This is a genomic window from Dyadobacter diqingensis (genome assembly GCF_024220585.1).
Lineage (GTDB): Bacteria > Bacteroidota > Bacteroidia > Cytophagales > Spirosomataceae > Dyadobacter > Dyadobacter diqingensis.
In genome coordinates, this window is record NZ_JAMXKF010000001.1 from 961,911 (window position 1) to 984,199 (window position 22,289).

The window sequence follows — 22,289 nt, forward strand, 5'->3', positions numbered from 1 at the left end:
CCAGGAAATGAATTCCCTGGCTACGAAATCGGATTTGGCTGCGCCAGTGGGCTTAATAAAAAAATGGCCTCTGAAACTCAGAAGCCACTTTTTGTCTTACTACTCACCTCTCAATTTAACTTATTACAGTTAAGCGTTGATTCTTACGGGCTGCTAACGGGTGATCCGATAACTTCTGGTAGCTTTCAAAACCGACCAGTTCCATTTTCCCGCCCGCTTTTTCATAATCATTTTTAAAGCGGGTAATATTTTCCATTACCGTATGGTCAACATAAGGCGCTTCCGAGAAGTCTACCTTTACATTTTTTCCTTGCGGCAAAGTTTCAAGTTTTCTATTAAGGGCCAGATAATTGGTAAAAACAGCTGCCCTTGTGACGTTCACAAAATAGATGTCGTTCTCAACATCGATCTCAATTTTAGGAGCGAAAATATCCGACAGTTTAACGCCGTAAGACAATTGAATGATAAATTTGGTCAGAATACCTATTCCGATACCGATAAGTAAATCCGTCGTTAAGGTCACGGCAATCGTAACCAAAAATATGATAAGCTGCTCTTTACCGATATGGTATATATGTTTGAACTCTTCCGGAGAGGCCAGACGGAAACCTACAAAAATCAGCATCGTCGCCAAAGCCGCTACCGGAACCATTTTGATCACAGGCGTCAGAGCCACTACGAAGATCAAAAGGAAAATACCGTGAAATAAATTAGCCCACCGTGTTTTTCCCCCATTATTGATATTGGCAGAACTGCGCACCACTTCCGAAATCATTGGCAAACCACCAAGCAAACCTGCCACCACGTTCCCTGTCCCCACCGCCACAACATCACGGCTCAAATCAGCTCTGCGTTTGAAGGGATCCAAAAGGTCTACCGCTTTAACTGTGAGCAGCGATTCCAGACTGCCAACCAGCAAAAACATAACAACATACTTAATAAATACCGGTATCAGATCGCCACTGAGTCCCGCAAAACTTGCATTGTAGGATAAGGTAAATTCTCCCGGGGTGATCAAGGGTTTTATGTCCCGATAGGTTGGTTCAAACAGGTGAAAAAACTGCCCAAGTACAATCGAAACGACCAAAACAACCAGTGCCGGCGGTATTTTTTTAAAGAACGAAAATGAAAGATATCGCCATCCGAACATAATCATCAATCCGACCAAACCAATAATTGCAATATGATACTCCATATTCAACAAACTGTGAGGAACCATTTCAATGAGTTCCAAAGGCCCTTTTCCTTTCAGTTCTGACGGAGCAACACCCACCGCAAGATGAATTTGCTTCGACATAATGATAATCCCGATAGCAGCCAGCATGCCGTGTACGACCGAAAGCGGGAAAAAATCAGCAAATTTTGGCAATTTCAGAAAACCCATCACAATTTGAAGGGCACCTGCCACCACAATCGAGCCCAATGTCAGATGCCATCCTAAAACAGCATCTCCCCGACCAAGCTCATCCACTGCACCTGCAACAATGACAATAAGTCCTGCGGCCGGACCCTTTATTGTCAACTCTGAATTTGTAAAAAATGATACTACGATACCTCCAACTATTGCCGTCAGCACCCCCATCATCGGAGGAAAATTACTTGCTCCCGCAATCCCCAGACTCAATGGCAATGCAATCAACGAAACCAAAAACCCAGACAGCACATCTTCTTTCCAATTTTCCTTTAATCCTTTAAAACCTGTTGCAGGCCTCCATGACGCTGAATTCATAATCATTAACTTGATTGAAAGCCAACACTATCCCTGCTGACAAACAGAGGAAAATGAAAAACTTAGGCGCAACACAAAATCATCCATAGCATAAAAATCCTTTTGAGCGATTTTATGATACAAATGACCTCAGACGTTGTTAAAGTCAGATTAATGCAAAATTAAAAACGAATTAAAAAGAATGGAGCCGATCAGAACGGAGGAAATTTAAGGATAAAAGTACTGCCCAGGCCTACTTTGGATTCTACATCAATGCTGGCGCCCTGCATGGTAATAATCCGTTTGGTCAGCGCAAGACCAATGCCGTAACCTGCTTTGCTCATGGTTGTAGCGCTGCGGTAAAATGTGTCGAAAACATAGGGTAACTCCGAAGCTGCAATCCCTATCCCGACATCCTTAAAAGATATCTTGATCAAATCTTTATGTATTTCCAGAAATACCTCCACCGACTGGTTATCCGAGTATTTACAGGCGTTATCCATCAGGTTCACGAAGGCAGTTTTCAGAAGACTTTCATCTCCGTAACGCAACAATAACTCTTCATTATCCGGGATCTGATCGTAGTGAATATGAACCTGATATCCCGGATTTTTTTGCTGCACAAATGCCTGTGCCTGCCACAAAACCTCATCAATCCGTATTTTAGAAAATGTTACCCTGAAAGCATGTTCCTCTGTCCGGGCCAGTTCGAGTAAGCGGTTGACAAGCTCGTTCATTTCCTTGACTTCATCCAGGATACCTTTCAGCGCTTCCTCATAATATTCACCCGACCGGGCTTTCATAAGCGTCACTTCCACTTCACTCATAATGAGGGCCAGCGGTGTTCGTAGTTCATGAGAGGCGTGAGAAACAAAATTTTTCTGTGCTACAAAAGCAATTTCAAGCCGGTTCAGCATGAGATTGAAGGTTTGAGCCAGCAAGGCAAGTTCGTCCTTTTCCCGGCCTACCGTCACCTTGTCGTGCAGGTTGCCGGCAGAAATATTATTTACCTGTGCAATAATATCCGAAACTGGTTTAATAGCATCCGTAGAAAACTGCCAGCCGGCAACACTTACCAGTACCAAAGACAAAAGCCACCCAATCACAAGAATTTCACGAAGTCTTTGCAGCTGGTTTGTGCCCAGGTGGTCGTTGGCTATGGCCACAACAACCCAGGGTCTTCGGTGATCCTGCAAGATATGTCTGATTATTATAACCTCTTTTTTCGCATGTTTGGTATGTATTTCTTTGCCATTCCTGGCATCGGCAATCATCTGGTGGGTTAAGCCAAAATCATAACTTCCACTGCTGAAAATCACCGAGTCGGCACCATTGTAAATGGTAATTTCCTCATCCAGCAGCACCGTGTTATTCTCCTTTTCAATTTTTGCGATATCCGCCTTACTTATGCCATTACTTGCCTCGACCAACTGTGCGATGGTCTGCCCTCTCTCATTCAGAAAAGAATAAAACTGCTTTTCCCGGTACTGATCGTAAAAATAGTAGATGGACAAACAGAAAAGCGCCATGATGGAACCAACCAACATGGTAAAAAGCAAAGTAAGCCGGGTTTTGATGTTCATTCCTCCTTGAAAATATAGCCCATTCCTACAACGGTATGGATCAATTTTGTATCGTAATCTTTATCAACTTTTTTACGTAAAAAGTTAATGTAAACATCAATAACATTGGTACCGGTATCAAAACGTATGTCCCAAACCTGCTCAGCAATATCCACCCGTGAAACAACCCTTCCTCTGTTGCGCATCAAATATTCCAGCAGCGCAAATTCTTTGGCCGTCAGATCGATCCGGTTTCCGGCTCTTCTGGCCACTTTTTCATCCAGGTTCAGTTCCAGATCCGCAAGTTTTAATATCTGGCTGGACTGTTCGCGGTTGCTGTTCCGTTGGGATAACACTTTAATACGGGCGATCAATTCCCGGAATTCAAATGGTTTCACCAGGTAGTCATCACCGCCGGCCTCAAATCCGTCAAGTTTGTCATCGATCGTTCCAAGTGCCGTCAAAAACAGGATGGGTGTGGTCAGTCCATCGTTTCTTAATTGTTTCGCTAAATCATATCCATTGAGAATGGGCAGGTTTACATCCAGAATAATGACATCAAAACGATAATTCGACGCCATTTTTTTTCCTACCTGGCCATCATAGGCCAACTCAACTTCCCAGGATTGTTCTTCAAGACCACGTTTTAAGAAACCGGCCAGTTTTGGCTCATCTTCAACAATTAATATTTTCATATACCAAGGTTATTCTGAATAATCCACCAAATGTGGCATAGATTTCAGACATTTCATAAAAAAAGCCACTCGATGAACCGAATGGCCTTTTGACATATATCCACACCATTAAAGAGATTGTATCCAATGAATACTACCTTTAATTATTATGCAAAATATAACTTTTTCTTAGTATTTGATATAAAATTTATAAGAAATACAAAATATTATCTAAGTCAGATCAGTAATAATCATTATCATTACCATAATTGGCACGGTCATCGAAAGCACCGAAATCATCTTCTTCTTCAAGCTGCATTCCTTTCAAAGCCTTCTTGATCAGACCTATCTGACCTGCATGATATACGTCGTGCTGGATCACACCATGGATCATGGTATAGTAAGAATAATCACGGCCGGGCACAAATTCTTCAAGGAAACTGTCGTCCTCGATTTTTTCCAGTTCGGAAATTAATTCTTCCTGCGAAAGGCTTAACTCCATTTGAATGGCTTCCCACTCAAATTCATCCACGACCGGGAATTTCTTCCAGTCCTTATCCTGTGTTTTGATATCAAACTCCTCATCACCCTGAATTTTTCGCACAGCAAAAATGCGCCAGGTCGTCATGTGATATACAATTTCCGCGATAGAATGTGTGTTGGCGCTCAATCGCAGCTCAGCCATTTTAGGTGTTACATCACGCAGAGCCTCAACCACAGAAGGACCATACCAGGCCTCTTCGCTTTCATAAGTATCGTTGAGTACATCTATGATCCTTAATACTTCTTCTTTTGTTTCCATATATAATTTTGTCTTCTGGGGCGTGCGAATAAATCCCGGTATTTAAGATTTTTTAATATTACTAAAATAAAGCAACGAACAGGACAAAGTCAAATAAAGTTCGGGCTCAATAATTTCTATTTTTCAAAGCCTTCACTCCAACCTGTTTTTAGGCCATTTCATAGTCTAAATTATTTTACTGTTTACAACCAAATTTCATTCCGGATAGTCTTCTATTATGTAGCCGGCATTGCAATTTTAAAAAAATAGTATGCTAAATACAGAAAAATAAAATGATTCAATTTTAAAATTCGTTAAACAGATAACTAAAACGCAAAGTACCGCTATGTTAAAAAAAGCTTCATTTCTAATAATTTCTGCCACTTTTTGGCTGACCTCCTGTACCAAAGATCCGGTAAATGACTTATCTGACCTTGAATCCCAAGTATATATTACAAACCACGATAAAACAGCTGACTTCAAAACATTTAAAACTTTCAGTATTTCGGATTCAGTCACTGTCGTGCAGGACAATCGTACGGGAACAGCACTTACCAGCCTTGATAAAGACTTGTTGACCCGCATCATTACCAACATGCAAAATCTGGGTTATACCTATGTGGCTGCTGATAAAAAGCCGGATGTCGGGCTCAGCGCTGCCAGGGTAACCAATACTTATGTGAACGTCGCATCGACACCTTACTCTTCTTATTGGGGCGGATATTATGGAGGTTACGGATATGGTTATCCAAGTTATTATGCCTACGAAACCAGTGAAAGTTACTGGTCGATTTCGATGCTTGACCTGAAAAACGCCGATGTGGTTAACAAAAAACTGAATGTGATCTGGGACGCGCAGATACGTGGTTCAGGGCTTGGCAACACGGGTTATATCGACCAAATGGTTGATTCCATTTTCGGGCAGTCCACTTATCTTAAAATCAAATAATATATGCAATAGCCGGGAGTTGAAGAAAAAATCCTGTCAGCATCACCATTGAACAACTTATTTTCACGGTTCTCCGTGTCTTCTTAATTGACATTTTCAAATGAAAAAATTCATCATAGCAGCTCTCCTTCTTGCAGGAATTATTCCCGCCTACGCACAGGAACAGGCTCCTAAATTATATACATTGCCTTCTCCTTTCGAACGTTACACCCATTATCACGTAACTGCCAGGTATACAGGCGCTATCCCGCTCGGATCTTTTTCAAGTAATTATATCGATAAAGCATCTTTTGAAAATTACTCCATTGCTTTGGAATGGGTACTTCAAAATTCATTTTCCATTGGCGGAGAACTGGGTTATTCTTTTTTCAACAAACGCATTCCGAGGGCAATTTACCCAACAACAGACGGAAGTGATATTTCCGCGATACAAACCAGAACCTTGACGCAATACCCGATCCAGGTTTTCGGTAATTATCGTTTCTTGGGAAATAACTCGGCAATTCAGCCTTATGTCCAGGTTAGCGCAGGTGCAAGTATTTTGGACTACACCTTATATTATGGAGGTCTGGCTGATCAGAAACAGAAAGTTCGCCCGACCTATGGTATCGGCGTAGGGTCTAAATTTTTGTTCAAAAAAGATGGTAATTTTGGCGCAGACGTCCGTGTCAAATACGAGGCTACTCCCTTCGACTATGAGTATGTTGATAAAGGAGTATCTTCATTAAATGCTTCAATAGGTTTGTTTTACCGCTGGTGGTAAGCTATATTGAGTGATTCACACACCCGGTTTTAATTTTCAGTTTTGAGTAAAAAAAAGATTTTGTCGAAATCAACGATCATTTGGATAAGTACAGTGCTGGCCGCCTTCACAGGAACTGGTATCTGGGCGTGGAACAGGTATGGCCCGACGCAGGGAAAAGATTTCCCCGAGCAGCTTTCAGCATTACCCATTGCAATCACCATAGACTCCGCTTCGCATGCCTGTGATCTTACCGTCCGCCGTTACCGGCAGATTGGGAAGGAAATGCAGTTTGAACTGGCTGCCAATGCCGGAGGTCTTGCGCCTTACAATGTTGAAATTACGCAAAACGGGAAAGTACAGAAATTTGAAAATGTGCCACACCGTGTATCCATCTGGCTTACGTTGTCGAATGTTAATCTCAATGCGGGAAAATCTTCTATAAAAGTTAGCAGTCTCGGACAGCCGGGCTGCGAAACAACGGCCGAATTTGAGTATGACGGTGCCAAAAAGAATGAAATCCTTGAAGACGCCAAGTGGATCAGGCAGGGAAGCAAGGATAACTGGCTAGATATTCGGCCGGTTGTAAAAGGCGGCAAAGTTTATTTAAAGGATTTCGCCAATTTTCAGGATGGCCGCACGCGTGTGATCATGATTGATAACATTGCCGTTACCGGATTGGAAAATGGAATTGAAGTGCAGCCGGGATATTTGTATTCTGTCACAGCCAAATGGATTGATGCTCCTTATAACGACTGGTGGAACTCGCTGAGGAACCGGAGTGTCCGTCAGCAAAATATATGGATAAGCAAGCTGGGAGAACAAAAAGAAAAATCGGCATTGACCCGTGTGGAGCTTCCCGCCTGGTTTTCTCCTTCCAGAGATATCAATGTCCATTTTGATACACAGTTTCCCGAGTTTCAACCGATCCAGGGAAAGCTGGTTATGCACTACCGGCTGAATAACTGGGTTCCTGCACAGAATTATTACAATCGCGGGATCACACATCTATCGGCATTTGAGCATGATGCTCCGTTCAATAAATTGCACTGGACGGTTCCTCCCAGCTTCTTTCAGGATAAGGATCAGGCCTGGTTTGGAAAACTGACGAAGGAAGAAATAGAAACTTCTGCCAATACCATACCGGGATACGGTGTTTATGCATTTGATTTTGAATTCTGGAATCAGGTTTATTCTCCCGAAGTCAAACAGCGACTGATATGGTTTGCACAACGGATCAAAAAAAATCACCCGGAAATGAATCTGTTTGATTACTGGGGCGGCAGCGCTTACACCAATCAGCATTTTAATACGATGAGTGATAAAAAACCTGGTGATTTTGTCAAAGATTATGACGATCCGAAACCGAGCCATTCCAACTTTGATCCGCTTCCAAATGGCGACAGTTTTCAGGGACTTTATTCTGTTTCTCCAACGGATGTTTATCCAAGGCCTAGTTTTGCGATGGACGAGCAGGGAAATACCCCAAATAATTTCACGCTCCTTTCTGCCATTCACGCTTTGCGCATCAATGAGCTCATTCCTTTTCAGAAAAAAAACAAATCTGTTTTTTACGCCTGGAACAGATATATGCCGCTTTACAAAGACCCGGTTGTTCCCTGGTTTATCGAAACTTCAAATCCAAAGGGAGATCTTATTTTAGGGCAACTTGAAATGATGCCGGCAAGTCAGGCATTAAGTATGTCACTTTTTTCCCTTGTACTTTTTGACGGTTACTATTTATGGCACGACAGCCAGCCTCACGGCAAAGCAGAAAATGGGTATAGAATCACACCGGAATCGGCCGACTGGGGAAAAGAATGGAATCCGGCCGATGGGAAAACCAGTATTGCTGCGTTTAACAGGGAAGTTCCTAACGGGGAAGCTCCTCGATTCTGGGACTATCCCACTGAATTTTATGAGCTGGGCAACTGGATGGCTAAACAGGTCGAAGACGTGATCGTAGGTGGAAAAAAACAGGATCTAGCTTTTGAAATAAATGGTACATGGCGCGAACCCAAAAAAGCACAGGCCGCACTTGCAGCGGATAAAAAGGAACCATTTATTTCCGCAGTTGTGAAAGGAAATAAAATTGTGGTATTAGGGGTCGATTCATTTCAGTCGCCCACAGCCACGCGAAAGCTAAACATCAAATTACCGGATGGCTCTGTAACTACCATTCAGCTATACGGAAACTGGCCGGCGCTGTATCGCGGTACGATAAAGAACTAAAAGAACAGGGCCGGATATTTCAAATACCCGGCCCTGTTCTTTTCCATGTTATTAAGAAACCCGAACGTAACTTCCGAGCCATTTGATATGACTGCTGCCATATTTATGCATAATCTCCTGCACTTGCGTATCGTTGATATGCCCCAGAAATTCCACCAGAAACCAGAAACGGAACGCTGATTCCCCACGGAGCGGACGGCTTTCTATTTTTGTCAGGTTGATTCCTCTGTCATTAAATTCTTTCAGAAACTCGTATAAAACCCCTGGACGATTCGTATTTGGGAGGTTAACGATAAGTGTCGTCTTGTCATCATCACTTTTTTGATTGACCACCCCTTTCGACAAAATCAGGAAGCGGGTCCTGTTCTGGTCATTGTCTTCGATGTTATCAAACAAGATCGGTACACCAAACAAACGGGCCGAGATCGACGAGCAGATCGCTGCGGCATCAGCTTCCTCGGAAGCCATTTTCGCTGCCTTAGATGTTGATTCAACCGGAATAAGCTCAATACCCAATCCTTCCAGATATTCACCAATAAACTTCCCGCATTGACGGAAAGCGATATCTTTCGAATAAATCCGCTTGATGTCTTTCAGCGAATCCGACTGCGATGCAAAAGTGAAATGAATAGGAAGAAGCACTTCGGCCACAATGGTCAGCTCTTTTTCCCGTAAAAAATCAGCAGTTTCAACAACAATACCTTCCTGGTTATTCTCAATCGGAACGACACCAAATCTTGCACGGCCTGTCTCCACACTTTCAAAAACAGAATGAATCGTAGGCAAAACCAGATATTCGCTCATGCCACCAAAACGGCTTTCAGCTGCCTGGTGTGTAAAACTTCCTTCCGGTCCCAGATAAGAAATTCTCTCGGGCAATTCCAGATTTCTTGAAACCGCAAAGATTTCAAAGAAGATAGCATCAATTGCCTGGCGGGTCAAAAGACCATTATTCCTTTTTTCAAGACGGTCAAGAATTTGCTTTTCGCGTTCCGGACGATAAATAATCGATTTTGAAGAGCGTTTCAAATCACCTACGCACTTAACCAGTTCCATCCTTTCATTTAATATGGTCAGGAGCTGATCATCCAGCGCATCGATCCTTTCTCTTAATTGTTGTAAATCCACAAATAATCTAATTTTTTGTAATCGGTATTGTTAGTATTCCAGGTTGTTTTCTCGGTATTTATATCGCGATTGCCAGCTCTTCGATGTTGTTTTCTATTTTCAGATTGTCGATAATAAAACGCTGACGTTCCGGTGTATTTTTTCCCATATAATAAGTCAGCAATTTCTGAATCGAAGTCTCCTTTTGAAGGATAATTGGTTCCAGGTGCATGTCCTCCCCAATGAACTTTCCGAATTCTTCCGGAGATATCTCACCTAATCCCTTAAATCGGGTAATCTCCGGTTTACTGCCAAGCTTCGCAATAGCCGCCTGTTTTTCTTCGTCGTTGTAACAATAATGCGTCTCCTTTTTATTTCTAACCCTGAAAAGCGGGGTTTCCAACACGTAAAGGTGCCCATTTCGAACCAGATCAGGAAAGAACTGAAGGAAAAATGTCATCAGCAGCAAACGGATGTGCATACCGTCAACATCGGCATCGGTCGCGATCACGATTCTGTTGAACCTTAAATTCTCAACGCCGTTTTCAATATCGAGTGCGTGCTGAAGTAGGTTAAACTCTTCATTTTCGTAAACGATTTTTTTATTCAGCCCAAAACAGTTCAAAGGCTTACCACGCAAACTAAATACTGCCTGCGTCTGAATATTTCTTGACTTTGTGATCGAACCGCTCGCAGAATCTCCCTCGGTGATAAATAAAGTACTTTCGTGACGTAATTCATTTTTCAAATCCGTAAAATGCAGGCGGCAGTCACGCAGCTTTTTGTTGTGCAGGTTTGCTTTTTTGGCCCGGTCATTTGCCAGTTTTTTAATACCGGCCAATTCCTTACGCTCTCTTTCCGACTGCTCGATCCGCTTTTTCATGGCATCACGTGCTTCGGGATTCATGTGCAGATAGTTATCCAGTCTTTCTTTGACAAAATCATTAACGAAAGTCCGGATCGTTGTACTGTTCGGGTCGGGCGTGATGGTATTCGAGCCCAGTTTGGTTTTCGTTTGTGATTCAAACACCGGTTCCTGAACACGGATCGCTACCGCCGCAATGATTGATGAACGAATATCCTCAGGCGCATAGTCCTTTCCAAAATGCTCCCGTACAGCCTTAACAACAGCTTCCCGGAAGGCGGCAAGGTGTGTTCCGCCCTGCGTTGTATACTGACCGTTTACAAAAGAATAATATTCTTCTCCATATTGGTTGCCATGCGTCATGGCAAACTCGATATCTTCTCCTTTCAGATGGATAATCGGATAACGAATGGCTTCCGCATCAGATTTACTAACCAGCAAATCCAGCAAACCATTTTGAGAAATATATTTCTGACCATTGAAATTAATCGTCAGCCCGGCATTCAGGTAGCAATAGTTCCAGATCATATTGTCCAGATACTGTGGGATATACCTGAAATTTTTGAAAATAATCCCATCCGGCTCAAATGCAATGTGCGTGCCATTACGCTGGGACGTAGCAATTTCTCCCGATTCGTTGATTAATTCCCCTTGCTTAAACTCAGCATTTTTTGACTTTCCTTCCCTGAAAGACTGTACTTTAAAATAATGTGAAAGCGCATTAACCGCTTTTGTACCTACCCCGTTCAACCCTACGGATTTTTGGAAAGCACCCGAATCGTACTTACCTCCGGTATTGATTTTCGAAACGCAGTCGACCACTTTCCCCAACGGAATACCCCGGCCATAATCCCGGACTTCCACGCGGTGCTCTGAAATTTTTATTTCAATATTTTTACCATTTCCCATCATGTGTTCATCGATAGAATTATCGACAATCTCTTTAACGAGAACATATATACCGTCATCAATGGAGGAACCGTCACCCAACTTCCCAATGTACATCCCTGGCCTCAGACGGATGTGTTCTTTCCAATCCAGTGACTTTATGCTATCCTCGTCGTATTGTATGCTGACAGTATTTTCCATAATCTATGAATACTCTAGTTTGGATAATTATGATTTTAATGTTGTATTTTAATATTTTGGGTCATATATCGTTACCCTATTGTACCTTTGCTCTTGTCTTAGTTTGAAGCCGAATAATAGAAATTCTTTAAAAATAAGAAAAATCTAATTTACTTTGCCTTAAACTAGGAAATCTAATATTCCATTTGGGCTCGATTTTAGTGCAAAAATAATAGCTCAAATACATTTTCTAAATGAACCGGTCGCATTTCATAGTACAATAAACTTCATATGAACACATTCAAGTTGGCTAAAAATTGCAAATTTATCTTACCTTATTTACTAAGTCTGATTATTTCTTTACCAGGCCTTGCTCAGGTGGCGACACCACAATCAGCACCCACTAGCGCACCTACATCTACTGGAACAAATCAAAGTGGCACTCAGGGAAGTCCCCGTTCGCAATCCGGCGCGCAGGGAAATCAGGGTACTCCGCAGGGAACACAACAAGGAAACCAACCGGCAAATTCAAATCAGCAATCGAATACGCCGAAATCAAACGATCCGCAATCTAACGAAAAAGGCAAGGCTGGTGCTAACACCGATCCAAATGCGCCAAAAGAAGGTGCTGATCAGACAAAAATAAATACTTCAACAACCGGCACATTGAGCCCGGCTGATCAGGAGAAACTTGCGCTTCGCCAGAAAATCTACGGATATTCTATTTTTGCGGACAAGCAATTCAATCCAATCCCTGATTTGCAGATCGCTACACCAACTAACTACGTTGTAGGTCCTGGTGACGAACTGAATATTTTCATCTACAACTACGCTGAGGCTTCTTATAAAACAAAGGTTAGCCGGGATGGTTTCATCACCATTGAACGTCTTGGAAATATTTTCGTGAGCGGAAGAACAATTGAAGAAGTAAGAAAGATATTAATTGATAAGTTTTCGAAGTTTACACCGGGCCTTATTGGTGCGAACGGAGAAACAGCCAGAACCAAACTGATGGTTACATTGGGTGAAATCAGAAACGTTAAAGTTTTTGTTACAGGTGAAGTTATCAACCCCGGAACTTACGAAATCACTTCCCTTGCTTCGGCATTTAACGCGCTTTATCAGGCAGGCGGACCTAACGAAATCGGTTCATTCCGTGATGTACGGGTGGTACGTGCCGGAAAAGTGGTGTCACATATGGATATCTACGATTATCTGGTAAACGGAAAAATCGATGGCGATATCCGCGTGCAGGACAATGACAATATCGTAGTAGGTTATTACCAGAAACGTGTTGAAATCACCGGTATGGTTAAAAGACCGGGTATTTATGAATTGAAACCGGAAGAAAAATTAAGCGATGTAATCAAATATGCGGGTGGATTTAACGACAACGCTTATAAGGCTCGCGTAAAAATTGAAAGGATCACTTCAAAAGAAAGAAAAATTGTAGACGTTCCGGAAGATAATTATTCAAGCGCTGAGGTTGTTACAGGTGACCTTATCAATGTTGAGACTATTCTTGACCGCGTTGAAAACATTGTTACCATTGAAGGTGCTGTTATGCGTCAGGGGAATTACTCCCTTGATAACAGCGGAACGTTGAAAAAACTGATTGAAAACGCACAAGGTTTAAGAGAAGATGCTTTTACCGGCCGTATTTCGGTTTTGAGAACGAGAACAGACTTAACCATCGAAAGTATCCAGCTTAACCTGGGAGATGTTTTGAATAACACGGTTCCTGACCTTGTGTTAACCCGTCTTGACCAGGTCGTGATTCCTTCGAAGTTTGACATGGCGCAATCAGCGATCGTGACGGTGGAAGGTGAAGTGAACAATCCTAAATTTGGTGAAAATGATGGCAAATATCCTTATGTTGCCAACATGACACTGGAAGACGTGCTTGTAAAAGCCGGCGGTTTTAAAGAATCGGCTTTCACTACCGAGGTGGAGGTAATCAGAAGAAAGAGAAACAGCATCCCTGGTGCGGCAAACGCTCAGATCGCCGAGACTTTCAAATTCAATGTTAACCGTGACCTTTCCATCGGAAACTCTGAAAGCAATTTTGTTCTTCTTCCTTTTGACCAGGTTATCGTAAGAAAATCTCCAAACTACGTAGAACAGCAGTCTGTTTTCCTTGAAGGTGAAATTCTTGTACCGGGCTCTTACACGATCATCAACAAAAATGACAAGATCAGTGATATCATCAAAAGATCAGGCGGCCTGACTGAGCTTGCTTACCCTGAAGGTGCTACTTTGCTGAGAAGAACTTTTGTTAAAAACATTGCTGCTCCAACCGACTTCCTGGAAGAAGAAGCAACGCAGGAAAGTATTAAAGAAGGCAAAATCACGGGTGATCTTCCTAATGTAAAAGAAGAATCGATCGGTATTAAACTGATAAGCATTTTGAAAAACCCGGGTTCTTTCGAAGATCTTGTGGTGCAGGAAGGTGATATCATCCGTATTCCAAAAAGACTTGAAACAGTTCAGGTAACAGGTGAAGTACTTTACCCTACGACAGTAAAATACGGTAAGGGATTATCCTTCGTAGATTACATCTCACATTCAGGCGGTTTTACAACCAAATCTCTTCGTAAGAGCTCATACATCAAATATCCGAACGGATCAGTAGACCGGACAAGAAAATTCATGTTCTTTAATGTGTACCCAAAAGTTGAGCCAGGATCAGAGATTTTTGTCCCTGTAAGAGGCACGCCTACATTGACGCCACAGCAAGCGATCCAAACCACAATCGGCGTGTTGAGCTCTGTGATGACACTTATTGTAACTGTTCTTGCCTTCCGTACTTTAAAATAATTATATAATGTCGAATACGACTAATCAAGCAGCTGAGGAACAAATAACCCCGAGGGAAGTTATTTTAAAGGTGATTGAGGCAAAGAATGCGCTCGTCAAAAGCTGGAAAGCCATTCTACTGTTCATCGTTTTGGGAGTAGGGATTGGTTACGCAATGGACCTTTACCTGATTAAACCCAATTCCTACGAAGCGACCATCGTTTTCAACATGGGAGGCGGTACTTCCGGTAACGATATGGGTAACATGGCCGCACTATTCGGTATGGGTGGTGGTGCAACGGATGCGAACATATTTACAGGAGAAAACTTCTTCTATTTCGTAAAATCAAGACCGGTACTGGAAAGAGCTTTGATGAAGGAAATCGACGTGAGAGGCAAAAAAATCCTGATGGCAAACTTCTTTATTGATTCCAGCGGGATAAAGGACGAAGAATGGGAAGGACGCCCGGATGTTCAGGGTTTTCATTTTACTGAAAAAAATCCTGACTCACTGAAAGCACAGTCACGTGTGGTTCTAAATGAGCTGGTGCTTAAAGCAAAGGGATTGACTGAGATCGGAACACTGGAACGCAAGTCTTCATTTATCTCATTGACAACCACAGTCCAGAACGAATCACTGGCTGCACTGTGGGCTAAAACATTGTTGAAAACTGTTGAAGAGGTTTACACGGAAAAACAAACACGTAAATCACTTACCACTTTAAAATTGCTTGAACGCCGCGCGGACTCACTTGCCTTTATTCTGGGTAAAAGTGAACACAGACTTGCCAAAGAAATGGATTACAGCACACAGCTGATCGTTCCGGAAGCAAAGATTTCGGTTAATAAACTTGAAAGAAACAATACCTTTCTTCAACAGCTTTACTACGAAGCCATTGGGAATGCTGAAAAAATGCGCGTATCACTTGTTAAAGAAGCTCCTCTTTTCACTTTAATTGAAGATGTAAAAATACCTTTGGACCTGAAATCTGAAAGTAAAAAAAGAGCAAAAATTGGTGCTTTGGTAGGTTTGATGCTTGCACTGATCTATGTATATATTAAGAGCATTTACAGAGCCATTCTGGACGACACAAAACAATTGCCTACTAAAGCATAAATAATGCAGCACTCTATTACTATTAAGGCCGGAGGATCAGAAAAAGATTACTGGAAGGATCTGTGGAGAAATAAACAACTGCTTTGGATACTTTCCAAAAGAGATATATCAGTACGTTACAAACAAACACTTTTGGGCGTGGCCTGGAGTGTATTACGCCCCATTATGACAATGACCGTGATGGTTTTTGTTTTCAGTTATGTGGCAAAACTTAAAGGTGATCCGGGGGTGCCTTATCCGCTGATGGTTTTGAGCGGTATCACGATCTGGACTTTCTTTGCAAATACTTTTTCGCAGATCAGCAATAGTATTCTTATCAATTCCAACCTGGTTTCGAAAGTATACTTCCCAAGGCTTTTAATGCCGCTGAGTTCGGTGGCTGTTGGGTTGGTCGATTTTTTGATCACATTGGGGATCTTTATTGTTTTTACAATTTTCTTTAACCATCCGCTTAGCTGGAATATCATTTATCTGCCGGCATTTCTGCTTCTTACTTTTATCGCATCCATGGGATTCGGGTTGTTCTTTGCAGTTTTAAATGTTAGATTCAGAGATATCGGCCAGCTTATACCGTTTATTGTTCAGGTTGGATTTTACGTTTGCCCGATCGCCTATAGCAGCAGTCTTGCAAAAGGTACCTGGTACGAAAAGTTTTATAACCTTAACCCAATGGTGGGAATTATCGACGGTTTTCGCTGGTGTTTGTTGGGAGACAAAGCTTACTTTAATCCCGACAGTATCTATTCCACTGCAATAATCTCCGTCATTATTTTGATATTTTCCTTAATTTACTTCCGTAAAAAGGAAAATACCTTCGTAGATCATATTTAGAAACTGTTACTTTTGGCCATGTCTGTAATCACAGCTGAAAATATCAGCAAGAAATATATTATTGACCACAAGCATAAGGCGGGTGGTCCGTCAACTTTTCGCGACGTTGTAAGCGATTCGATTGGCAAAATCTTTTCTCGTAAACCCGGCCATTCCGAGTATACCGAAAAGGAAGAATTCTGGGCACTTAAAGATGTAAACTTTACCATAGATCAGGGAGACCGTATCGGGATCGTTGGCCACAATGGTGCAGGAAAATCTACTTTGCTGAAAATTTTGAGCCGTATTACGGAGCCGAGTACCGGCCAGATCAAAATTGACGGTCGTGTTGCCAGTTTACTTGAAGTAGGAACAGGTTTCCATCCTGAATTAACAGGACGTGAAAACATATACCTCAACGGAGCTATTCTTGGAATGAACAAAAGTGAAATCAAGCAATCCTTTGATGCGATTGTAGATTTCGCCGGCGTTGAAAAATTCCTTGATACACCTGTTAAACGTTATTCTTCGGGTATGTATGTACGTCTTGGCTTCGCTATTGCCGCACATTTAAATCCTGAGATCTTAATCGTTGATGAAGTACTGGCGGTTGGTGATACCGAATTTCAGAAAAAGTGTTTGGGTAAGATGCGTGACGTGTCTGAAAGCGGCAGAACGCTTTTATTCGTAAGCCATAACCTTACCGCAATCCAGGCACTCTGCAACAAGTCATTTTATTTTGAAAAGGGACAACTTATTGATCAGGGCGAAACGACGCATATCGTAACCAACTATCTGAGCAAGGTATCGCATAAGAGAATGGAGCGCCACTGGGACGATATCGATCAGGCACCGGGTAATGATCAGGTCCGGATCAAGAGTTTCAGACTGCTTGCCGAGTATCAGGACAACCTTGTTCACATCGACGTTCGTACGCCGATGAACTTCCAATTTGAATTTTGGAACATGGAAGAGGGTGCTAATCTGAATTTAAGTATGCACCTTTACACCTTTACGGGTGAATGTATATTTAACGTAGGCACCGAATCACAGCAATTTGGGAAAGGTCTTGTGACAGGAGTTTGTGAAATTCCGGGTCATTTCCTGAATGACGGTTCTTATGTTGTTTCCATGATGATTGTAAAAGATACCAGTACGGTGGTTTACAACATGGAAGAGGCACTTGTTTTTGACATCGAGGATTATCGTGAAAACGTGACCTGGTATGGCAAATGGCCTGGCTACATTCGTCCTAAACTTAATTTTTCTATTCGTCAAACTGAACACCTGGTGAATGATTAACGTCACTAAAGCATATTTACCCGACCAGGAACAATACATTAAATACGTTCGTGAGATTTGGGATCGTGGGTACCTGACCAACAATGGTCCATTGGTACAGGAACTTGAAGCCAAATTGAAGGAATATCTCAACGTAGATTATCTTTACTTTTGTGGTAATGGTACGATCGTACTTCAGATCGCCATGAAGGCGCTTCAGATTAAAGGAGAAGTGATCACAACACCTTTTTCTTACTGCGCTACGTCCAATGTAATTTTGTGGGAAAACTGTACCCCCGCATTTGTTGACATAGATCCTGAAACTTTTAATATCAATGCGGATCTGATTGAGGCTGCGATCACACCGGAAACGTCTGCTATATTGGCAACGCACGTGTACGGAAATCCATGCGATGTTGAGAAAATTGAAGCCATTGCCAAAAAGCATAACCTGAAAGTGATTTATGACGGAGCACATGCTTTCGGCGTAACTTACAAAGGGCGTTCACTTTTTTCCTATGGTGATTTAAGCACATGCAGCTTCCACGCAACCAAAGTATTTCATACCATTGAGGGCGGGGCGCTGATTTCAAATCATCCGGAACTTGACAAAGAATTACATCTGCTCCGTGCTTTCGGACACAAAGGCGATGAAGAATATTACTTTGCAGGGATCAACGGAAAAAATTCAGAATTCCATGCTGCAATGGGTCTTGTCAATTTACCTAACGTACCGGATATCATTGCCGCACGAAAGGAAATTTTTGACTGGTATGACAGTTTCCTGAACTGGGATATCCTTTCAAAACCAAAGATCAGTCCGGACATTGAATACAATTACGCCTATTACCCGGTTGTCTTTCCGTCTGAACAGGTACTGAGAAACGTACAGCAGGCGTTAGCGGCAGAAGATATAATACCTCGAAGATACTTTTATCCATCGCTCAACACACTGGCATTTATGCCGAAGATCATACCGTGCCCGGTCTCGGAGGATATGTCCGAAAGAGTGCTAAGTTTGCCGCTTTATGTCGGCCTGCCTCTTCCGGACGTAGAGCGAATCAGTAAAATCATCAACGGTCATTTATCACCATAGTCTCATGGCTATTCTTTATCTGCTTTCATTTTTCTTGTTTTTATATGGTGTTGGTTATACTTCCAAAAAAATAGTACAACCTTCACTGACCGAATGGCTCATCACATCATTTATACTTTTTGTTGGAAGCATAATCCCGACCGGGTTTGTGCTTTCAGCATTAGATCTTACCGCCAGCACGCCTGCCTGGATTTTAGGTAATTTTATTACGCTCGCTTTACATTTTACGATTTGGACAAGGCTCTTGCCAAAACAGACAGGATTTTCTGTTCGTGCCGTTATTGGCAACCGGATAAATACTTTTAAACTGTGGACGAGGGAATTATCTCCCTATCTTAAACTTATTTTCCTGGCGATGTTTGGCACATTGGCCATCATCGGTATTACCAACCTGATATTGGTCCTGTTTACCGTTCCTAATGAATGGGATAGTATGACCGGCCACCTGAACCGTGCGGTCCGGTATATACAGCGCGGTACCATGGAACACTTTGGCGGTACCAACTGGAACATGGATACCTATCCGAAAAGTGTTACGACGATCCAGATCTATTCTTACCTGATTACGGGAAAAGTTGAAAATGCCTTCAAGCTGATTCACCACCTATCCTATTGGATGACACTTGTTGCCGTCTTTGGAATTGCTCAGCGTATCGGCAGAAACCTGTCAGCCAGCTTTTTCTGTGCTTTGGCCTACGGCATGTTCCTCGACTTCCTGATGCAGGCTGTCACGACTGAAACGGATATCGTATTAACTGCTTACCTGAGCTGCCTGTTATATTTCCTGTTCACTTTTTACAACAGCCGCGATAACCGGTATCTGTATCTTGCAGGGATGACATTCGGCATTGTGTTTGGTCATAAAATCACGTTTGCACTTTTGCTGCCATCCGTTTTTGTGATCATGGTCTATGCAGTTTTTATATCCCCAAACTTCAAGGCTTTTTTCGACCGCTTTTTCAGACTGGCTATCGCGATATTTCTGGCCGTGCTTATTTACACATTGCCTACGGGTTATATCAGGAACATTCAGGTTTTCGGGCACCCTATCGGACCGCCTACTGCATTGAAACACCAGTCGATTGAACGATTTGGTACACCGGCCAATTTGTTAAAACAGGGCACCAGAAATGTGCTTCGTTATGGTTATGATTTTTTCAATCTGGATGGTATCCGTAATGCGCAATGGGGATATGACCTGAATACGCAGATCCGTAAACCGATCGTCGTGCTTGAAGACAAACTGCACATGCGCCTGGATGAAGAAACCGTTTATGCGATTGTCCCCTTCACGTTCCAGCGCCGGTTTGACTTTTATAATGCCAATCCGTATTGGGGTGTTTTTGGCTTTGCGTTGATAATCCCTCTGATATTTCTGGTTTTCATCAGAGTATTCTGGTCGAGAGTACACTGGTTCCTGGCTCTGGCTTTTATATTTAACTTCATTACCGTGTCATTTTCGGCAGTATATGATCCTTTCAAAGGCCGGTATTTTATTGAATCGGGTTTGTTCGGCGTACTATTCCTGCTGCTGCTGTTTTCAAATCATCGCTTGTCGATTATTAAACCAAGAAGAAAAGTCTGGAAAGGTTATGTACTGATGATCGTGTTACTGGGCTGTACATCGGCTTTGATGTCAGTATTTTTAAACATTCGTTGTCTTCCCTTTGGTGTTTACGGCCATGAATCCGCATTAAAAATGGAACGTATTGCATTCCAGACTTTTGCGAGACCGGACGTAACAAAAGCCTACGAACGTTATGATTCCCTTGTACCGAAGGACGCAACCGTAGCCCTGGCCACGATCAATGATGATTTTGAATATCCATTATACGGAGCCAAACTGACAAGAAAGTTAATCTCGATCAATCCGTTTGAGAAAGGTTTACAGCCTATTCCGAAAGACGCCGATTATCTGTTCTATGCCAGAAGCGTGATCAATGATACGACCAAAATCAAGGCCTTGCCAACGGATCTCAGACTTGGCAGCGATACTACCATGAAACATCTGATTGTTAAGGGTGAGGACTATTACCTCAGAAAGCTGAAATAGTTCTCAACCGGTTAACAGCTTAAAAAATTCATCACACTAAATAATCTTCCATGACCATTGCCATTATGCAACCTTATATATTCCCGTACATCGGGTATTTTCAGCTGATAAATGCTGTCGATAAGTTTGTAATATATGATGATGTCAATTTTATCAACAAAGGCTGGATCAACAGAAACCAGATACTTGTCTCGGGCAAGGGGCACCTGTTTACAATTCCGCTGAAAGATGCAAGCCAGAATAAACTGATTCTGGAAGTCGAATTGGCACTTAACGATCCCTGGAAAAAGAAGTTTCTGAAAACCATCCAGCAATCGTATCAGAAAGCACCTAATTATCAAAAGGTTTTTCTTCTCATCGAAGAAATTGTAAATTTCGAATCAGAAACCATTGCTGAACTGACACTATATGCCTTACAAAAAGTATGTGCATATATGCATATTAAAACTGAGATCGTCCCCTCGTCCGGTATTTATAACAATACTGATTTAAAGGGACAGGACAGGATTTTGGATATTTGTAAGCAGGAAAATGCCTCCCACTACATCAATCCGATTGGTGGTATGGAATTATACGAAAAAAATAAATTTGAAAAGGAGCATATCAGACTGGATTTTATCAAAAGTACAGCCAGCCCCTATCTTCAATTTAAAAATGCTTTCGTACCTTGGCTATCAATTATTGACATACTTATGTTTAACGATGATGAAAACATCGCTAAACTTCTTAAAGAATTCGAACTTATATAGAGAATGGCAAAGGTTATTATTTTTGGAGTTTTGGATACGGCAGAACTGGCCCATTACTATCTGGAAAATGATTCTGAACATGAAGTAGTTGCTTTCTCGGTAAACCGGGAATATATCACGGAAGAATCATTCAGAGGTTTGCCTCTGGTGGCTTTCGAAGATGTTGAAAATATATTCTCCCCTGCTGAATATTCATTTTTCGCGCCTATGACAGGACGTAATATGAACAGAAACCGTGAAGCTATCTACAATCAGGTTAAAGCAAAGGGATATCAGTTCATTTCATACATCAGCTCTCACGCAACCATTCTCGACAGAAAAGTTATCGGAGATAACTGTTTTATCCTGGAAGACAACACCATACAACCTTTTACAACCGTTGGAAACAATGTGGTGATGTGGAGCGGAAATCATATCGGGCACCACGGGCAAATAAAAGATCACGTATTTTTTACGTCGCACGTTGTCATGTCCGGCCATTGCGTTATTGAATCCTACTCATTTTTTGGCGTCAACAGCACCATCCGCGATTATATGACGATTGCCCAGGGAACATTGGTTGGAATGGCCTCCGCCATAACCAAGGACACCGAAGAATGGGGAATTTATATAGGGAATCCTGCTAAAAAGGTACCTGGAAAGAAAAGTTTCGAAGCTTATTAAGGAACCCTCTATTATGATTTTGAGATCTGAAATCTG

17 protein-coding genes are annotated in these 22,289 nt (G+C 42.1%); 11 read left to right on the plus strand and 6 right to left on the minus strand.

Features of this window, described 5'->3' with window-relative positions; genetic code table 11:
• Positions 1-115: 115 nt before the first annotated feature.
• The 4 genes from M1L62_RS03875 to M1L62_RS03890 form a co-directional block, all read right to left on the minus strand.
• Positions 116-1,729, minus strand: coding sequence for a SulP family inorganic anion transporter (locus tag M1L62_RS03875; RefSeq protein WP_254411690.1), 1,614 nt, complete (start codon positions 1,727-1,729; stop codon positions 116-118).
• A gap of 191 nt (positions 1,730-1,920) precedes the next feature.
• The gene (locus M1L62_RS03880) at positions 1,921-3,291 is read right to left on the minus strand and encodes a sensor histidine kinase (protein WP_254411691.1); all 1,371 of its coding nucleotides are present in this window, start codon (positions 3,289-3,291) and stop codon (positions 1,921-1,923) included.
• Positions 3,288-3,965, minus strand: a complete 678-nt coding sequence (locus M1L62_RS03885; RefSeq protein WP_254411692.1) for a response regulator — start codon at positions 3,963-3,965, stop codon at positions 3,288-3,290. Before M1L62_RS03885 ends, M1L62_RS03880 begins: the two co-directional genes overlap by 4 nt.
• Positions 3,966-4,185: 220 nt before the next feature.
• Positions 4,186-4,746 carry a DinB family protein gene (locus M1L62_RS03890; RefSeq protein WP_254411693.1) on the minus strand — a complete coding sequence of 187 codons (561 nt, stop codon included), beginning with the start codon at positions 4,744-4,746 and terminating at the stop codon, positions 4,186-4,188.
• 325 nt (positions 4,747-5,071) lie between these two features.
• Between M1L62_RS03890 and M1L62_RS03895 the strand changes: the two genes are divergently transcribed.
• From M1L62_RS03895 to M1L62_RS03905, 3 genes are all read left to right on the plus strand, one after another.
• A complete protein-coding gene (locus M1L62_RS03895) occupies positions 5,072-5,674 on the plus strand; it encodes a DUF4136 domain-containing protein (protein ID WP_254411694.1) in 603 nt (200 codons plus the stop codon).
• Positions 5,675-5,774: 100 nt separating this feature from the next.
• Positions 5,775-6,437: a hypothetical protein gene (locus M1L62_RS03900; RefSeq protein WP_254411695.1), complete on the plus strand. Its 663-nt coding sequence runs from the start codon at positions 5,775-5,777 to the stop codon at positions 6,435-6,437.
• A gap of 42 nt (positions 6,438-6,479) precedes the next feature.
• Positions 6,480-8,648, plus strand: a complete 2,169-nt coding sequence (locus M1L62_RS03905; RefSeq protein ID WP_254411696.1) for a hypothetical protein — start codon at positions 6,480-6,482, stop codon at positions 8,646-8,648.
• A 51-nt stretch (positions 8,649-8,699) separates the two neighbouring features.
• On the opposite strand, the gene pheA is transcribed toward M1L62_RS03905, so the two are convergent.
• Both pheA and M1L62_RS03915 read right to left on the minus strand, forming a co-directional pair.
• Positions 8,700-9,776 carry a prephenate dehydratase gene (pheA, locus tag M1L62_RS03910; RefSeq protein ID WP_254411697.1) on the minus strand — a complete coding sequence of 359 codons (1,077 nt, stop codon included), beginning with the start codon at positions 9,774-9,776 and terminating at the stop codon, positions 8,700-8,702.
• 58 nt (positions 9,777-9,834) lie between these two features.
• Entirely contained in the window at positions 9,835-11,709 is a 1,875-nt protein-coding gene (locus M1L62_RS03915; RefSeq protein ID WP_254411698.1) for a DNA topoisomerase IV subunit B, read from the minus strand.
• Between the two features lie 270 nt (positions 11,710-11,979).
• On the opposite strand from M1L62_RS03915, the gene M1L62_RS03920 reads away from it, so the two are divergent.
• The 8 genes from M1L62_RS03920 to M1L62_RS03955 are packed head-to-tail and all read left to right on the plus strand — an operon-like array spanning position 11,980 to position 22,253.
• Positions 11,980-14,505 (plus strand): SLBB domain-containing protein, encoded by a 2,526-nt coding sequence (locus tag M1L62_RS03920; RefSeq protein WP_254411699.1) that lies wholly within the window; start codon positions 11,980-11,982, stop codon positions 14,503-14,505.
• Positions 14,506-14,512: 7 nt separating this feature from the next.
• A complete protein-coding gene (locus tag M1L62_RS03925; protein ID WP_254411700.1) occupies positions 14,513-15,601 on the plus strand; it encodes a hypothetical protein in 1,089 nt (362 codons plus the stop codon).
• 3 nt (positions 15,602-15,604) lie between these two features.
• A complete protein-coding gene (locus M1L62_RS03930; protein WP_254411701.1) occupies positions 15,605-16,432 on the plus strand; it encodes an ABC transporter permease in 828 nt (275 codons plus the stop codon).
• Between the two features lie 18 nt (positions 16,433-16,450).
• Positions 16,451-17,713 (plus strand): ABC transporter ATP-binding protein, encoded by a 1,263-nt coding sequence (locus M1L62_RS03935; RefSeq protein ID WP_254411702.1) that lies wholly within the window; start codon positions 16,451-16,453, stop codon positions 17,711-17,713.
• Positions 17,706-18,788, plus strand: coding sequence for a DegT/DnrJ/EryC1/StrS family aminotransferase (locus tag M1L62_RS03940; RefSeq protein ID WP_254411703.1), 1,083 nt, complete (start codon positions 17,706-17,708; stop codon positions 18,786-18,788). Before M1L62_RS03935 ends, M1L62_RS03940 begins: the two co-directional genes overlap by 8 nt.
• 4 nt (positions 18,789-18,792) lie before the next feature.
• Positions 18,793-20,841: an ArnT family glycosyltransferase gene (locus tag M1L62_RS03945; RefSeq protein ID WP_254411704.1), complete on the plus strand. Its 2,049-nt coding sequence runs from the start codon at positions 18,793-18,795 to the stop codon at positions 20,839-20,841.
• Positions 20,842-20,891: 50 nt separating this feature from the next.
• On the plus strand, positions 20,892-21,590 hold the full coding sequence (locus M1L62_RS03950) for a WbqC family protein (RefSeq protein ID WP_254411705.1): 699 nt from the start codon (positions 20,892-20,894) through the stop codon (positions 21,588-21,590).
• A gap of 3 nt (positions 21,591-21,593) precedes the next feature.
• Positions 21,594-22,253 (plus strand): acetyltransferase, encoded by a 660-nt coding sequence (locus M1L62_RS03955; RefSeq protein WP_254411706.1) that lies wholly within the window; start codon positions 21,594-21,596, stop codon positions 22,251-22,253.
• Positions 22,254-22,289: the final 36 nt, after the last annotated feature.

Excerpts from the sequence above, each read along its gene's own strand:
- M1L62_RS03895 (WP_254411694.1), top strand. The coding sequence starts at position 5,072 with ATGTTAAAAAAAGCTTCATTTCTAATAATTTCTGCCACTTTTTGGCTG.
- M1L62_RS03930 (WP_254411701.1), top strand. The coding sequence starts at position 15,605 with ATGCAGCACTCTATTACTATTAAGGCCGGAGGATCAGAAAAAGATTAC.
- M1L62_RS03955 (WP_254411706.1), top strand. The coding sequence starts at position 21,594 with ATGGCAAAGGTTATTATTTTTGGAGTTTTGGATACGGCAGAACTGGCC.
- M1L62_RS03925 (WP_254411700.1), top strand. The coding sequence starts at position 14,513 with ATGTCGAATACGACTAATCAAGCAGCTGAGGAACAAATAACCCCGAGG.
- M1L62_RS03935 (WP_254411702.1), top strand. The coding sequence starts at position 16,451 with ATGTCTGTAATCACAGCTGAAAATATCAGCAAGAAATATATTATTGAC.
- M1L62_RS03900 (WP_254411695.1), top strand. The coding sequence starts at position 5,775 with ATGAAAAAATTCATCATAGCAGCTCTCCTTCTTGCAGGAATTATTCCC.
- M1L62_RS03940 (WP_254411703.1), top strand. The coding sequence starts at position 17,706 with ATGATTAACGTCACTAAAGCATATTTACCCGACCAGGAACAATACATT.
- M1L62_RS03885 (WP_254411692.1), bottom strand. The coding sequence starts at position 3,965 with ATGAAAATATTAATTGTTGAAGATGAGCCAAAACTGGCCGGTTTCTTA.
- M1L62_RS03890 (WP_254411693.1), bottom strand. The coding sequence starts at position 4,746 with ATGGAAACAAAAGAAGAAGTATTAAGGATCATAGATGTACTCAACGAT.
- M1L62_RS03875 (WP_254411690.1), bottom strand. The coding sequence starts at position 1,729 with ATGAATTCAGCGTCATGGAGGCCTGCAACAGGTTTTAAAGGATTAAAG.
- M1L62_RS03915 (WP_254411698.1), bottom strand. The coding sequence starts at position 11,709 with ATGGAAAATACTGTCAGCATACAATACGACGAGGATAGCATAAAGTCA.
- M1L62_RS03945 (WP_254411704.1), top strand. The coding sequence starts at position 18,793 with ATGGCTATTCTTTATCTGCTTTCATTTTTCTTGTTTTTATATGGTGTT.
- M1L62_RS03920 (WP_254411699.1), top strand. The coding sequence starts at position 11,980 with ATGAACACATTCAAGTTGGCTAAAAATTGCAAATTTATCTTACCTTAT.
- M1L62_RS03880 (WP_254411691.1), bottom strand. The coding sequence starts at position 3,291 with ATGAACATCAAAACCCGGCTTACTTTGCTTTTTACCATGTTGGTTGGT.
- M1L62_RS03950 (WP_254411705.1), top strand. The coding sequence starts at position 20,892 with ATGACCATTGCCATTATGCAACCTTATATATTCCCGTACATCGGGTAT.